Genomic DNA, 15,488 nt, shown 5'->3' with positions numbered 1-15,488 from the left:
CATTTTAATTTATCTGTTTAATTTATTTATCTGCATGAAGCCTTTCCTGTACGTACATTTATTCCGCCTGCATCTTGTATCATCTTAATTATATTCTGATTTCCTGATTCGCATGCATAAGTATAAGCCGATTTATTTAATTGTTTGCTTACTATATTTACATCAACTTTTTTATCAAGTAAAAATTTAACTGCATCTTCTCTGCTGTTGCCTGCAGCAACCATAAGCATTGTTTCTCCGTCTCTTTTATCCTGCTCATTAAGATTTAATTTTCCATTGTATAAAGGATATAAATATTCTATTACTTTAATATTGCCGCCAAGTATAGCGGATTTAAAAGCACTTGTAACATCAGCAGTATCTCCAGCATATAAATTAGCACCTTTAGATACCAAATATTCCACAACATCCAAATATCCTATAAAAGCAGCCCAGCCTAAAGCAGTTTGTTTTAAACTATAAGTATCCTGAACTTCTATATTCTGACCTGCTTCTACCATTCTTTTTATCTCATCAAGATTTCCCTCTTTTACAGCATCAAACCATTTTGCATTAGGTCCTTGAGATGGTTTTGTATAAAATATTCTATGAGAAAGTCTTCTTGGATTTGCAAGATTTGTAAGCTGTTCTGGGGTAAGTCTTGTAAATCTCGAAGTTTGTGAATAAAGAGGAATTGATAATACTAAGATAAATAAAAAAGAAATTATTTTTTTCATATGAGTTTCTCCTTAATTTGTTTTTATTTAAAAACTTGATGCATATAATTTAGGTAAAAAATCATATATACCTAAACAAATATAGTTTGTCAAAATTAATTTTTCAAATTTTAAATATTTGCAGGGCTTTTCCCCCCAGTTCTTTTATGACGTCTGTCCGCCTGTGGCGTGGTATAAAAGAACCAAAAAAACTGCATTTGACAAAGTTCACCTTTAGGTATAGTCTAAATTAAATGTATTACATAAATTTAATACATATATCTAAAATATGAAGTTCTAGTAATTATATTTTTTACAACTTTTTTGTGCGGAAAAAATATTTATAATTCTATATAAAGTGCATCAGTTTACAAAATGAAATAATTCCAGTATATATTAATAATAATAAATAATTGTAAAAAATAATTGCATTATATTAATTATTATAGTATTATGATAACTAATAAATTTTTATTAAGGATATTACTATGATTAGGAATATTTTATTAGTTCTATTAAGTATAGTAACAATATTTAGTCTCTCATGCACAGGTAATTCAGTCAAAGAAAGAAACAGTAAAGAACTATTTATAAACGCAGGAGAAGAACCTAAAACAATAGACCCTACCCTATCAGGAAATGACTTTGTATATCCAAGACATGCATTTGAAACATTAATAACAAAAGACAAAGAAGGTAATCTTCAGGCAGGTGCATGCGAAAAATGGGACATATCAGAAGACGGACTTACATACACATTTCATTTGAGAACCAATGCAAAATGGTCTGACGGCAAAAAAAATGTAGTTGCTGATGATTTTGTATATGCATTACAAAGGGCTGCTAATCCTTTAAGCGGTGCTGAATACACTTCTTTTGTAGAATATATAAAAAATGCTGTAAAAGTGCTTTCAAGCGAACTCCCTGTAGAAGAACTAGGAGTAAAAGCTATTGATGATTATACTTTAGAAATAACATTAGAAAACCCTACTGGATATTTTTTAGATATTTTAACTTACCCTATATTTGCCCCAGTAAGAAAAGATATTATAGAACAGTACGGAGAGCAATGGTCATTAAGTCCTGAAAGCTATATTGGAAATGGTGCTTTTATTATGACAGAAAGAAACCCTGATGAAAAAATTGTTATGATAAAAAATACTAACTATTGGAATAAAAATAATATAGTACCAGAAAAAATTACTTTTGTGATGATGAAAGATGCTACTTTGGCACTTGCTGGAATAAAAGAAGGATCTTTAGATTTTTCTGTATACATCGTTGAGCAGGATTTAGAAAAATTAAAAGAGGAAGGCATAGTAAATATAGCTCCTTATTTTTCTACTGTTGCATTCGGTATTAATGCTGCTAATGAAGTATTAAAAGATACAAGGGTAAGAAAAGCATTATCTTTGGCAATAGACAGAAACTACATAGTAGAAAATGTTGTACCTACAGCCAAAAGTCCAACAAGTGCTTGGGTGCCTGTTGGTGCTTATGATGTAGAAGGCGATTTCAGACAAAACGGAGGAGAATACATAGACTTATCAAAAGAAGCCTATTCCAATAATGTAGAAATGGCTAAAGAGTTAATGGCTCAGGCAGGATATACTAACGGAGAAGGCTTCCCAGTACTTGAATATAAAACTACTTCCGACTTGGTATATATAAATGTTGCAGAGGCTATTCAGCAAATGTGGAAATCTGCATTAGGCGTTGACTTACAAATATCATCTATGGAATGGGCAGCATATCAGCAGATGAGAAGCGATAAAAATTATCAGCTTATAAGAACTTTATGGATTGGCGATTACAGCGACCCTATGACATTTTTAGAAAATTATTTAAGCTACAGAACTCAAAATACAGCAGGATACAGTAATGCTATGTTTGACAGCTATATTGAAACTGCAAGAAGCATTTCTGACCAAGCTGTAAGAATGAAAGCTATGCATGAAGCTGAAAAACTGCTTATAGCTGAAGACAATCTTCTTATACCTATATACAATCCTTCAAATCCTATTTTGGTAAGTAAAAGATTAAAAGATTATGTACTAACTCCTTTAATGGAATATCAATTTCATTATGCTTATTTAGAATAATAAATTAAAATAATAAGATAAAAAAATTATAAAAATAAGCCCTGCCTTAAAAAGACGGGGCTTTATTTATCAATTAATTATTTATTTTAATACAAAAAATTATTCATTATCTTTATTATTATTTTTTTCTTTCTCATCATTTTTATTATCTTTTTTTAGTTTCTCTATTCTTATTTTAGTAACAATATTTCCGCTCTTTCCAACAACTGTAAAAGAATAATTCTTATATTCTATAGCCTCATTTCTTTTAGGAAGCCTTCCCAAATATGAAAATAAAAATCCGCCTACAGTATCTGCCTCATCATCAGGTATAGGAGGAAGTATTCCATATTTATTAAAGTCCTCTATTCTTGCCCTAGCATCTACAAGATAAGTACCATCATCATTGCTTTTTACCTCTTCATCTTCTTCATCATACTCATCTCTAATGTCCCCTATAATCTGCTCAAGAACATCTTCCATAGATACTATGCCAGAAAAACCGCCGTATTCATCTACTACCATAGCAATATGAATCTGCTTCTCTCTAAAGTTTTTTAAAAGCTCCATCAAAGATATTGATATTGGTACAAACAAAGGCTTGTGAAGAATCTTTTTTAGAGAAAAGTTTTTATCATCAGTATCTATCAAATCCTTTACATACAAAACCCCTACTATATCATCTATACCATCTTTGTATACAGGTATTCTTGAGTTTCTCTCCTTATTAAAAGCCTTTATAACCTTATCATAAGAAGACTCTATAGGAAGCATAACTACATCTACTCTTGGAACCATTATCTCTCTTACACTTTTTGATTTTAATTCTATTGTGTTTATTATAATTTCTCTCTCTGGCTCTGTTAATGCTGATAGATTTATATAATTATTTTTTTCAGTATCATTATTCTTTTTCTTAGTTATTTTAGATATTAATTTTTTTATTGACATTTTTTTATATATCCTTAAAAGTTATGTTTTTTTATCTTTTATATATTTTATTACTTTATAATATAATTCTTTCATCTTTTCATTATTTTCCATAAGCGATTTTTTACTATAGTTATGATGTATGCCTTTAAGATGAAGTATAGAATGTATAATAAGTTTTAATACTGTTTTTTTAATCTTCTCTTCACTGTATCTGTTTTTTACCCACTCATAAGAAATAACTATATCTCCCCCTTCATCAGCATCTCCCATAGGAAATGTTAATACATCGGTAGCTTTATCCTTATTTCTAAAATCATTATTAAGTTTTTTTATATATTCATCATCGCAAAATAACAGATTGACATCTCCATTTATCCCAGAAACAATTAATGAATTATATAAAAAATATTTATAATACTTTATATTAATATCATAATCTGTTTCATTAAACACATTAACTTTCATTATTTTTTTACAGTATCCTTGTTTTCTTTATTTTCCTTATTTTCTTTTGTATTATATTTCAATTCATCTTTTTCATTTTTATGTTTTATAGGAGTTTTTTTTGCTATTTTCTCTTTTATTTTTTCTTTTATCTTTTCAGTTTCTTTTTTAACTTTTTTTACAGCATCGCTTCTTTCTTTATTATCTTTACTCTCTTTATTATTATTTTCTTTATTATCCTTATTATCTTTTGCCTGCTGTTTTTTATTATCTTTATTAATCTCTTTAGTATCTTTGTCAGTTTTTTCACTTTTATCATTCTTTTCATTTTTATCATTTTCTTCTGACTGAGCTTTTTCATTTTTCTCTTCTGGAAGCTCAGGATATTTTATTCTCTCATGCAAAGAAACTATAATTTTTTGGAATGATATTCTTTTAATAATTTCTATATCTTTTAAAGTAAGCCCGCTGTCATTAAGCTCACCCTGAGACATTTTGCTATTAACAATATTATCTATAAGCGACTCCAAATCCTCTCTTTTAGGAGAATCTAAAGTCCTGCTTGCCGCCTCTATAGAATCAAGAATCATTAATATAGCTGTAATCTTAGACTGCGGACGAGGACCTGGATAAGTAAATAAATTAATATCAACATCAGGATTTTCTTTTAAAGCCTCTACATAAAAATATCTTATTAAACTTGTACCATGATGTTCTTTTATAGCGGCTATTACCTCTTTAGGAAGTCTGTATTTTTTAGCTATCTCAACACCCAAACGCACATGAGCTTTTACTATAGAAGCAGAAAGTGTAGGTTTCAATTTGTTATGTCTGTTTTCATTAACATTAGAGTTTTCTATATAGTAGAGCGGATTTTCCATTTTACCTATATCATGATAATATGCTGATACACAGGCAAGCCTTGCATCCTCTCCTATCTCTTCTGCTATAGTTTCTACAAGATTAGCCATACTAATAGAATGGTGATAAGTACCGGGTGCATTCATCTGAAGTTTTCTAAGAAGAGGGTTATTCAAGTCAGAAAGCTCCTGAAGTCTGAATATAGTGGCCGTTTCAAGCATATATTCACATATAGGAAGAAATATCATCACAAGTATTGCCTGAGTAAATCCGCTTACAAATGAGAAAATAAAAGTTAAATAAGTGATATTAATTTCATTATTAAGAAGCATTCCCACAAGTGACATAAGACTCAAATATGCCCCTATCATAAAACCTATCCATAAAAGAGCATATCTGCTGTTAATTTTTCTCGAAAGTATAGAGGCCAATATTGATATAAGAAATAATGCTGATACTTCAAATATATTAGCCTGAGCAATATTTGCAGCAAGAAGCGTAATGCCTAAAGTAACTACAGATGATATACCCCTTCTAGCTCCTAATAATGAGTTTATCATACCAAACATAGGAATGAATGTGTAAATATAGAAAGGTATATATGTATCCAATAATCTATACGATATATGATTATAAAATAGATATGTAAGACTTACAATAACAACATACTCTATACAAAACAAAATATAGTTTTTAAAATTTATATAAAAAGGTATTTTGTATTTAAATATAATAAAACCAATAAAAGCAAAAAGCAGAAGTATAAATGAAGCCTGCCCTAACAGAATAGAAATATTATAATTTTCAAAATTATTACCGAATAAATTTCTTATAAGTTCAGCTTTTTCTTCTGTTACCCTCTCGCCTACATTTAAAATCACAAACCCTTTTTTTATCATATTATAAACTGGAGGTATGGAAGATACAACATCATTCATTCTGTCTTTTGTACGTACAGAGTTATATATAAGATTATCTCTTAAAAAAGCATTGACTATAGATGATATTGTATTAATATGATTTATATTAAGATTTCTATATTTTGCCCCTACTATAGAAGGAAGCTCCATTCTTAAATCTTCCAAAAAAAATACTCTGTTTCTTGGAAGTACTCTTTCTTCTACTAAATAATCATCATATCTGTATATAAATATTCCATTATCAAGTATAAGATTCAAAGTATCAGAACTCAAATTTCCCCTAGATATAACTCCTACACTGAATAATTCTTTAATTGTTTCTATTATTTTTGACTCATATCCTACATTAAGTTCATTAACAACAGCATTTGAAAATACTGATTTATTTATAGGCTCATTATGAAGTGCTAAAAACTGATTATACATATCATCAATAGAAACATTATTATCATGAGATATTCTCATAAATGAAAACATATTACTTATTTTAGATATAGTTTCATACTCTATATCTTTAGGCATATCAAATATAGGTGCTACTGCTGCTTGTGCATAATACACTAGTTTTTGTGTTTCTTCTTTATTTTCATATTTTACATTGCGTTTAACTATTAAAGGTTCTTTTACTATATCACCTACTGAAGGTACTTTAGCCTTTTGCATGTAGGTTGGAAAAACCAAAAATAAAGTAAAAAGATACAATACTATAGCTATTATTAATTGAAAAACTCTTTCTATATTTGGGGTTTTATTTATAACTGATTTCATTATTTTTTTATTTGTATTCATATTAAATTATAAACCTTCCATAAATAAAATATTTTACTTGCCTGCATTATCATAAGCAGCCAAAATCTCAGAAACTAGATGATGTCTTATTACATCTTTTTTATCAAAATGATGAAAACTTATTCCATTTATTCCTTTTAAAATTTTCAAAGCATTCTCAAGACCAGATTCTACATTGTTAGGCAAATCGCTTTGAGATATATCCCCAGTTATAATAGCTTTGGATTTTTCACCTATTCTGCTTAAAAACATTTTCATCTGAGAAACTGTAGTATTTTGTGCTTCATCAAGTATTATAAAAGCCTTACTCAAAGTTCTTCCTCTCATATATGCCAAAGGAGCTACTTCAATTTTACCTTCTTCTGTGTATCTTAATATAATATCGCTTGATAAAAGACTGTATAAAGCATCATAAACAGGACGCATATAAGGCGATATTTTCTCTTTAAAATCTCCGGGCAAATATCCCAAACTCTCCCCAGCTTCAACTACGGGTCTTGTTATAATTATACGCTCTACCCTACCCTCAGAAAGTAAATTTATAGCATAAGCAACTGATAAGAAAGTCTTTCCTGTACCAGCAGCACCTGAAGCAAATACAATATCGCTTCTTTGCATTTTATATAAATATTCTCCCTGAGAAATTGTTTTCATCTGTATGCTTCGCCCTAGATAAGGGAGTTTTATACGCATTGATATTAATTGATTTTCTTTATCGCTTTCAATATTATCTGCTATACTCATCACTTTTTGAATAGTTATATCATCAGATGAATTATACAAATCTTTTAATATATAAAGAACTTTAAGAGTGTCTTCTATTTTATTTGAATCGCCTTCTATGGTTAATTCATTTCCTTTTGGGTATATTGAAACATTGAATTTATCTTCAAGTACCTCTAGGTTTTTATCATTAATTCCGCATATCGAAATAAAGGATTCATTATCTTTAAATTTAATCTTATTGCCTGATATCTTCTTGTTAATTATATAAAATCCTTATAAATATAATGTTTATACTAAAATCATATATAAAATTATATCTATTGTCAATATAATACCGCAAAAAAATATTATATATTTTTTTTATACCTCAAACATTTTTATGATGCTTACAATACTATTGACAGTACTTATATATATTATATAATAATATAAAAAATTAATGATTGGAGTTATAAAAATGAATAATCGTATATTAACAGTAATATTTGTGATAATGTCATTCATTGCTGTATCCTGTAAAGGCGGAAGTATAAATAATGAAAATACAATTACCATTAATGCAGGACCACAGCCAAAAACAATAGACCCTACTCTTAATACGGCATTAGACGGCTGTTATTATGTTATTCATGCATTTGAAGGATTGACAACTAAAGATAAAGACGGAAAAATAGTAGGCGGTGTTGCAGAAAGCTGGGAAGAACTTGATAATGGTACTAGATATATATTTCATTTAAGAACAAATGCCAAATGGTCTGATGGAAAAAATGTTGCAGCTGATGATTTTGTTTATAGTTGGAGAAGAGTTGTAGACCCTGCTGTTGGAAGTCAGTACAGTTTTCAGCATGAGCCTGTAAAAAATGCTAAAGCAATAACTGCAGGAGAAATGCCTGTTGATAGTTTAGGAGTTAAGGCTATAGATGATTATACATTAGAAGTTACTTTAGAAGCACCTACTGCTTATTTCTTGGATTTAACTGCTTTTACTACATTTTACCCTGTAAGAAAAGATATAATAGAACAATATGGAGATGCTTGGAGTCTTAAAGCTGAAACATATATAGGAAATGGTCCTTTTATGGCTAAAGAAATAAATCAAGATGAAAGCATTATAATGGTAAAAAATACTAATTATTGGAATTATTCAGCTATTGTGCCTGAAGAGTTAAAATTTGTACTTATGCAAAATGAAACTGCTTCTGTTGCTGGTGTAAAAGAAGGCTCTATAGATTTCTCCAGAATATTACCTACTCAAGATATACAAACATTGCAAAAAGAAGGTCTTCTTCAAATAAAACCAATGCTTGCATCATATTTTTACTGTTTGAATACTACAAATGAAGTTTTAAGTGATATAAGAGTACGTAAGGCTTTAGCTTTAGCAATAGATAGAAATTATATAGTAGAACAAGTTACTAAAGGCGGAGAAACTCCTGCAAATGCTTTTGTTCCATATGGTATAAAAGATGTAAATAATGGAAGTTTTAGAGAAAATGGCGGCGGTTTCTTTGATATAAGCAGTGAAAATTATCAAGCCAATATAGAAGAGGCTAAAAAATTAATGGCTGAAGCTGGATATCCAGATGGAAAGGGATTTCCTGTATTTGAGTTTAAAGCAGACCCAGGGTTTCATATAGCTATATTTGAAGCAGTACAGCAGATGTGGAAAGAAAATTTAGGAATAGATACTAAAATAGTTCAGGAAGAATGGGCAGTATTTTTACAAACTAGATATGACAAAAATCTTACTATGTGCCGCGGAGGCTGGTTTGGAGATTTTAATGATCCTATAAACTTCCTAGCTTTGTATACAAGTTATTCTCCTAATAATTATAGCTCATATAGTAATGCTCAGTATGATGCCTATATACAAACAGCTTTAAGTACAGGAGATCAAAATATTAGAATGGAAGCTATGCATAAGGCTGAAGAATTATTGGTTAATAGTTTTGCTATAATCCCTATGTATTTCTACACAGAACCTTTATTAGTTTCGCCTAAATTGAAAGATGTTTATTATGATGACTTGGCTATGCATAAGTTTACTCAGGCATACAAAGAAAAATAATAAAATAATAATAAGTCTATATATTTTTTATTTTTTGTGTAAAAAAAAATAAAAAATATATAGACTATTTTTTTTATTTATAGTAGTATATAATTAATAATATTAAAGTTTATAAGGAAATATTAAGGTTTAAAACTTTTTAATAAACTATGAGAATTTTGCTTGCTGTAACAAGTTCTATATCTGCATACAAAACCCCAATGTTAGTAAGTATGCTTAAAAAAGAAGGTCATGATATTATTTGTGCCGTTACTAAAAATGCTCAAAATATGGTCGGATTAAAAGCACTTGAAACTATGAGCACAAATAAAGTAATAACTGATTTATGGCAGGAAGATGATATTTTAAGACATATAAATATAAATAAAGAAACAGATATAATGCTTATAGCTCCAGCTGATGCTAATATAATAGCAAAAATAGCTAATGGAATATGTGATGATGCTGTAAGCACTATAGCATGTGCATATACAAAAGATAAATATTTTGCCCCAGCTATGAATCCTCATATGTGGCTTAATAAAGCTGTACAGAAAAATGCAAAATATTTAATAGAAGATCTTAATTATAATATAATAGAACCTGAAAGCGGAAATATGGCCTGCAATGATATTGGTGTGGGAAGATTAGCCGATTTTGAAACTATAATAAAAAAAATCACAAAAGAAAATAATAAATATAAAAATATAAAATTTACTATAACATCAGGTGCTACTAAAGAATGGATAGACCCTATAAGATATATAACAAATACTTCAAGCGGTAAGATGGGCTCTTCAATATATGAAGAAATATATAACAATGGAGGAAGTTCTGTATATATAGAGGGCGAAGTAAATACTACTTTAAATGTAAAAGGAAATGATAAAAAAATCAAAATTGACACAACAGAACAACTAAAAGAAGCAGTACTTAATGAGCTTGATAATACTGACATACTTATAATGGCGGCTGCCCCTTTGGATTTCAGACCTGCTGTTTATTCTGATAAAAAGATAAAAAAACAAAATATAAACTCTATAGATTTAATAGAAAATTCTGATATACTAGCGTCTACAAAAGAAAAAAAGCAAAAATCTACACTAATAGTATCTTTTGCTGCTGAAACTGCGGAAAATGATGAGGAGCTTAAAAACTATGCTGTTGATAAGATGAATAGAAAAGGTGCTGATATGATAGTGGCAAATAAAATAAAAGACTCTATAGGTAAAGACACAAACAAAATAACTATCTTTTTTAAAGATGGAAGATTTAAATCATACCCTATATTGAGTAAAAGAGAATGTGCTGAAGAAATAGTAAATATATCCGTTTATGAATGGAAAAAAAAGAACGGTTATAATTAGAAAATAATATTATTACGGGATTTTGTATAATGAGTTATCTTTATGAAATAAAAGAAATTAGTAAGGTATACGGACATGGAGGCGGAGCTACTCAGGCTTTAAAATCTGTTAACCTTACAATAGAAGAAGGAAAACTTACTGCTATACTAGGGCCTAGCGGTTCTGGAAAAAGTACTTTGCTTAATATATTGGGGGCTTTGGACAAGCCTACAAGCGGACAGGTTTTATTTCTTGGAGAAGACATTTCTCATTACAGCAATAAAAAATTAGCTAAATTCAGAAGAGAAAATATAGGTTTTGTATTTCAAAGCTATAATCTGCTTCCAAATTTAACTGCTATAGAAAATGTGGAGTTTTCAACTGAGATAACTGGTCTTTCAAGAAGCAATGCTGAAGAGGCTTTAAAACTATTAGGGCTTGAAAACAGAATTAAACATTATCCTACAGAATTATCAGGAGGAGAGCAGCAGCGTGTAAGTATAGCACGTGCTATAGCTAAAAAACCTAAAGTGGTATTATGCGATGAGCCTACTGGGGCATTAGACAATAAAACTGGTGTTATGGCTTTAAAAATACTAAGAGATTTAAACAGAAATCTTGGAACAAGTATAGTATTAATTACTCATAGTAAAGAGATAGCTAAGATGGCTGATACTGTAGTAAAGATTCTTAGCGGCGAAGTATTAGATAAATATGATGTAGAAAAACCTCTAAATCCAGAAGAGATAGAGTGGTAAAAATAAAAACGGTAAACAAATAATGATTAATATAAAAACTAAACTACTATTTAGAAAAATATATAAACAGCTTGCAATATTTATGTCGGCAGTATTTATAGTAACATTAGCTGTACTTTTCTTTGTTGCTGTGAAAACTGTATATAGAGATTTCAAATTATCTGCTGAAAATTATTTTGAAGAGAATGTATTAGATGACTTAGTATTATTCGGAATGTTTGATGATAATGATATAGACATCTTAAAAGATATGAAAGGCATTGATAGAGCAGAAGCGAGGCATAGATTTCAAGGTAAAATAAATAATATTGATGCCATTATTTACGGAACTGACAATTCAAAAAACCGAATAAATAAGCCATATCTTTATGAAGGAAAATATGAATTAGAAACCAATGAAATAGCTATTAATAAAAATTTTGCTGATGCTAATTCTCTTAAATTAGGCGATACTGTAGAATTAACTTTTAATGATAAAACCAACTCTTTTACTATAGCAGCTTTGGTTTCTTACCCTAATTATGTATTTCTTTTTAAAGACGGTGCAAGTACAGCATCTGAAGCTAAAGATTTCGCTGTTATAGAAATAAGCGAAGATCATTTTAATTATGTACCTTATAATTCAATTTATATAAAATACAAGGAAGATGCTAATAAAAGCAATACTGAAAACCTAATAAGAACTAAATTAAAACAAAAAATATTCTTCTTTACAGACAGAGAACAGTCAGTAAATTATGTAAACTATGAGCAGACACTTCTTCAAATAGATTCTTTCTCATATATTTGTCCTTCTATACTTCTTTTGATGGCTATACTTCTTTTATATATTATACAAAGAAGAAATGTTGCTGTTGAAAGAAAGCAGATAGGTATTATGAAAGCTATAGGGCTTACCGATTTTTCTATTATGTTTATGTATATCAAATATTCTTTTTTGGTATCATTTTTTGGTATACTTTTAGCCTTTATAGCAAGTAAATTCCTTTTGCCTCCTATATTTAATGCACTTGGAAATATATTTGATATGCCTAATTTTACATACAATATTTATATAGATTTATGGATAATATCTGCTTTAATTATATTATTTGTATGCATATTCTCTAATCTTTTAGCTGCTATTTCAATATTAAAGCTCAACCCTGCTCAGTCAATGAGAGGAGAGCCTCCTAAAGGTGCTGGAAAAACTTTTATAGAAAGATTCAAAATATGGAATAAACTTTCTTTTAATACAAGATATGCAATAAAAAATGCCTCAAGAAGCAAAACTAGATATTTAGCCTCTCTTTGGGGAATGTTTGCGGCAATTAGTATGACTATATTTGCTCAGGGATTTAATAACTCTTTTGACTACTTTTTATATACTTTATACGAAAAGTTTGCATTATACGATGTTACTGCCACTATAAACTCTACTAAATGGGAAGATAATTCTGATATACTTACAAATAAAAGCATAAAATATTATGATAAAGCTGCTATTTATCAGTCAAGACTTTATCCCGCTTTCAGAGAAGATACAGAGAGTTTATACATACCTACTTTGATATATAAAGATAGTTTTTCTTCTCTTGATATACCAAATAATGAAAATAAAGAAGATTCTGTAATGATTCCTAAATATTTAGCAGATAAATTAAAAGTTAAAGAAAATGACTATATAGGAATAGAACTTTATACAATTGGAAACAGTATTTCGAGAAGAGTAAAGGTTAGTAAATTTGTAGAACAGCAAGGTATGTTTTATATTTATATGGATAAAGATTTTGCTGAAGAAACATTTGAAGTTCAAGATGTTTATAACACTTTATTCTTAACTACTGAAACCAATACTTCCAAAGAAGAAATAAAAGATATATTAGACAGCAGCAAAGAAGTGTCATATTATAGTTTTAGAAACGATGAATATGAAGCATATAAAAATCAAATAGCAACAATATACTTGCTTGTACAAATACTTATATTTATAGCATTCCTACTTGGTGCAACTTCGCTTTATGGTGTGGGTGTTATTACTCTTGCTACAAGGAGGTATGAGTTTACTCTTCTTAAAGTTATGGGATATACTACAAAAGAAATTATGATAGCTTCATTAAAAGAAACTATCACGCAGGTAATAGTCGCCATACCTTTGGGAATAGCTGCAGGATACGGAATACTTTATCTTGTAAAAAAACCATTCTCAAGCAAGCTATTCTCTTTTGTGCCTCATGTATACAGTTCAAGCTATGGACTTGCTATAATACTGCTTATAGCCGTAATATTTTTGGTAGCTCTTATGAGTACGCATTATATTAATAAACTAGATATGGTAGAAGGCTTAAAAGATAGAGAAGAATAAATAAGAAAAAAATCATGTTTTATGCTTGACTTTTTTTATAGTTATAGTATAATAATAATCACTTCGCTGGTGTAGCTCAATTGGCAGAGCAGCTGATTTGTAATCAGCCGGTTGCGGGTTCAAGTCCCATCACCAGCTCATTTTTTTTAACCTACTATTCTTTTCATAAATCAAAAATATAATCTACAATTATTAAAGACTTATCAATATCTTCACAAAATATTAATAAATAATTATATATCTATTTCGATAATATATTTGTAATAGTATATCATTACTAGGAAGAGGTATATATGTTTAAATTAAAAGACTTAATAAACAAAAAAGGATATTTTGTAATAGCTGAAGCAGGATGCAATCACGAAGGAGATTTGAACTCTGCTATAAAACTAGTTCAGGAAGCAGCCAAATCTGGTGCTGATGCTGTAAAGTTTCAGAGTTTCACTCAAAAAACATTATTTGCACCTAAAGAATATACCAAAGCATTAAAACTTAATGATAATGCACTTGATGGTGTTGATAATATAGTATTAAAAAAAGAATGGTATGAACCTCTTATAAAAGAAGCTAAAAAAAATAAAATAATGTTTATAACTACTCCTTTTTCTGTAGAATCTATCAATGATATAAATTATTATGATATACCTGTAATAAAAATAGCCTCATGCGATATAGATAATATTCCTCTTCTTGAAGCTGCAGCTAAAACAAAAAAGCCAGTAATACTTTCTGCTGGACTTGCTCTTAATAAAGACATAAAAGAAGCTCTAAAAATATTGAAAAATAATGAAACAGCATTGCTCCACTGTTCTGTAGAATATCCTACTCCTATAGAAAATGCCAGATTAAACAGAATATCAGTAATGAATAAAATATTTAAAAACTCTATAATAGGATACTCGGATCATACAATAGGAATAGAAGCCCCTATTATTGCAGTAACTCTTGGAGCTAAAATAATAGAAAAACACTTTACTATAACACCTGAAAAAAAAGAAGGAGATCATATTATAAGTTTGGATACTGATAATATGAAAACACTTATAAAATCTATAGACAACACTTTAATTATGCTTGGAGGCTCATCAGCACTTAAAAAAGAACATGTACTAAGCAAACAGGAGAAAAAAGAACTAGTATATGCCAAAAGAGGTGTTTATTTAAATCATGCTATGCTTAAAGGCGAAATAATAACTGAAAAAGATATTATCACTTTAAGACCTTGTGTTGGAATATCAGCAAAGGATTATAAAAAAGTTATAGGTAAAACTCTGAAAGTAGATAAAAAATCATGTACGGCATTGAGCTTTAAAGATTTGAAAAAATAATATTGGTAGTATATACTTAAAATTTTTAAGTTTGTAAATTTTTTTATTCAACTTTTTCCCGCCGCAAAAAGTTGCAAAAAGTGCAAGTACAAAAACAATACTAAATAGCACTAATTATGTTCTAAATGTATAATAAATTATTAAATTTAGCCTGAAATATAGCCTTTCGCTCTGCGGGCTGTGCCTGCTTCTTTATGTCACACCGAAGGCGGACAG

11 protein-coding genes and 1 tRNA gene are annotated in these 15,488 nt (G+C 29.1%); 7 read left to right on the top strand and 5 right to left on the bottom strand.

Annotation, left to right across the window (positions count from 1 at the left end; translation table 11 throughout):
- Window positions 1-26 precede the first annotated feature (26 nt).
- Window positions 27-716: an ankyrin repeat domain-containing protein gene (locus F811_RS0105500; protein ID WP_020004278.1), complete on the bottom strand. Its 690-nt coding sequence runs from the start codon at window positions 714-716 to the stop codon at window positions 27-29.
- A 467-nt stretch (window positions 717-1,183) separates the two neighbouring features.
- Here F811_RS0105500 and F811_RS0105495 point away from each other — a divergent pair, with 467 nt between their 5' ends.
- Window positions 1,184-2,797 (top strand): peptide ABC transporter substrate-binding protein, encoded by a 1,614-nt coding sequence (locus tag F811_RS0105495; protein ID WP_020004277.1) that lies wholly within the window; start codon window positions 1,184-1,186, stop codon window positions 2,795-2,797.
- A 99-nt stretch (window positions 2,798-2,896) separates the two neighbouring features.
- Here the strand turns inward: F811_RS0105495 and tlyC are convergent, their stop codons facing one another.
- Genes tlyC through F811_RS0105475 form a run of 4 tightly spaced genes read right to left on the bottom strand, consistent with a single transcriptional unit; the run spans window position 2,897 to window position 7,506 of the window.
- Window positions 2,897-3,727 (bottom strand): hemolysin C, encoded by an 831-nt coding sequence (gene tlyC, locus F811_RS0105490; RefSeq protein ID WP_020004276.1) that lies wholly within the window; start codon window positions 3,725-3,727, stop codon window positions 2,897-2,899.
- 21 nt (window positions 3,728-3,748) lie between these two features.
- Window positions 3,749-4,174 (bottom strand): rRNA maturation RNase YbeY, encoded by a 426-nt coding sequence (gene ybeY, locus F811_RS0105485; protein WP_020004275.1) that lies wholly within the window; start codon window positions 4,172-4,174, stop codon window positions 3,749-3,751.
- Entirely contained in the window at window positions 4,174-6,723 is a 2,550-nt protein-coding gene (locus F811_RS0105480) for an HD family phosphohydrolase (protein WP_020004274.1), read from the bottom strand. Before F811_RS0105480 ends, ybeY begins: the two co-directional genes overlap by 1 nt.
- 33 nt (window positions 6,724-6,756) lie before the next feature.
- Entirely contained in the window at window positions 6,757-7,506 is a 750-nt protein-coding gene (locus F811_RS0105475; protein ID WP_245555841.1) for a PhoH family protein, read from the bottom strand.
- 400 nt (window positions 7,507-7,906) lie between these two features.
- Here F811_RS0105475 and F811_RS0105470 point away from each other — a divergent pair, with 400 nt between their 5' ends.
- The 6 genes from F811_RS0105470 (at window position 7,907) to F811_RS0105445 (ending at window position 15,272) form a co-directional block, all read left to right on the top strand.
- Window positions 7,907-9,517: a peptide ABC transporter substrate-binding protein gene (locus F811_RS0105470; protein WP_020004272.1), complete on the top strand. Its 1,611-nt coding sequence runs from the start codon at window positions 7,907-7,909 to the stop codon at window positions 9,515-9,517.
- A gap of 149 nt (window positions 9,518-9,666) precedes the next feature.
- Window positions 9,667-10,863: a bifunctional phosphopantothenoylcysteine decarboxylase/phosphopantothenate--cysteine ligase CoaBC gene (gene coaBC / locus F811_RS0105465; protein ID WP_020004271.1), complete on the top strand. Its 1,197-nt coding sequence runs from the start codon at window positions 9,667-9,669 to the stop codon at window positions 10,861-10,863.
- 29 nt (window positions 10,864-10,892) lie between these two features.
- Window positions 10,893-11,600 carry an ABC transporter ATP-binding protein gene (locus F811_RS0105460; RefSeq protein WP_013114167.1) on the top strand — a complete coding sequence of 236 codons (708 nt, stop codon included), beginning with the start codon at window positions 10,893-10,895 and terminating at the stop codon, window positions 11,598-11,600.
- Window positions 11,601-11,622: 22 nt separating this feature from the next.
- Window positions 11,623-13,944 (top strand): ABC transporter permease, encoded by a 2,322-nt coding sequence (locus tag F811_RS0105455; protein ID WP_020004270.1) that lies wholly within the window; start codon window positions 11,623-11,625, stop codon window positions 13,942-13,944.
- Window positions 13,945-14,009: 65 nt separating this feature from the next.
- Window positions 14,010-14,082, top strand: a tRNA-Thr gene (locus F811_RS0105450).
- Between the two features lie 155 nt (window positions 14,083-14,237).
- Window positions 14,238-15,272: an N-acetylneuraminate synthase family protein gene (locus F811_RS0105445; protein ID WP_020004269.1), complete on the top strand. Its 1,035-nt coding sequence runs from the start codon at window positions 14,238-14,240 to the stop codon at window positions 15,270-15,272.
- Window positions 15,273-15,488: the final 216 nt, after the last annotated feature.

This window comes from Brachyspira innocens ATCC 29796 (genome assembly GCF_000384655.1).
GTDB classification, from domain to species: Bacteria; Spirochaetota; Brachyspiria; order Brachyspirales; family Brachyspiraceae; genus Brachyspira; species Brachyspira innocens.
The sequence above is the reverse complement of the archived record's forward strand: the minus strand, read 5'-3'. Positions and strand labels throughout refer to the sequence as shown.

Coding starts and splice junctions, on each gene's coding strand:
- F811_RS0105500 (WP_020004278.1), bottom strand. CDS start 716: ATGAAAAAAATAATTTCTTTTTTATTTATCTTAGTATTATCAATTCCT.
- F811_RS0105495 (WP_020004277.1), top strand. CDS start 1,184: ATGATTAGGAATATTTTATTAGTTCTATTAAGTATAGTAACAATATTT.
- tlyC (WP_020004276.1), bottom strand. CDS start 3,727: ATGTCAATAAAAAAATTAATATCTAAAATAACTAAGAAAAAGAATAAT.
- ybeY (WP_020004275.1), bottom strand. CDS start 4,174: ATGAAAGTTAATGTGTTTAATGAAACAGATTATGATATTAATATAAAG.
- F811_RS0105480 (WP_020004274.1), bottom strand. CDS start 6,723: ATGAATACAAATAAAAAAATAATGAAATCAGTTATAAATAAAACCCCA.
- F811_RS0105470 (WP_020004272.1), top strand. CDS start 7,907: ATGAATAATCGTATATTAACAGTAATATTTGTGATAATGTCATTCATT.
- coaBC (WP_020004271.1), top strand. CDS start 9,667: ATGAGAATTTTGCTTGCTGTAACAAGTTCTATATCTGCATACAAAACC.
- F811_RS0105460 (WP_013114167.1), top strand. CDS start 10,893: ATGAGTTATCTTTATGAAATAAAAGAAATTAGTAAGGTATACGGACAT.
- F811_RS0105455 (WP_020004270.1), top strand. CDS start 11,623: ATGATTAATATAAAAACTAAACTACTATTTAGAAAAATATATAAACAG.
- F811_RS0105445 (WP_020004269.1), top strand. CDS start 14,238: ATGTTTAAATTAAAAGACTTAATAAACAAAAAAGGATATTTTGTAATA.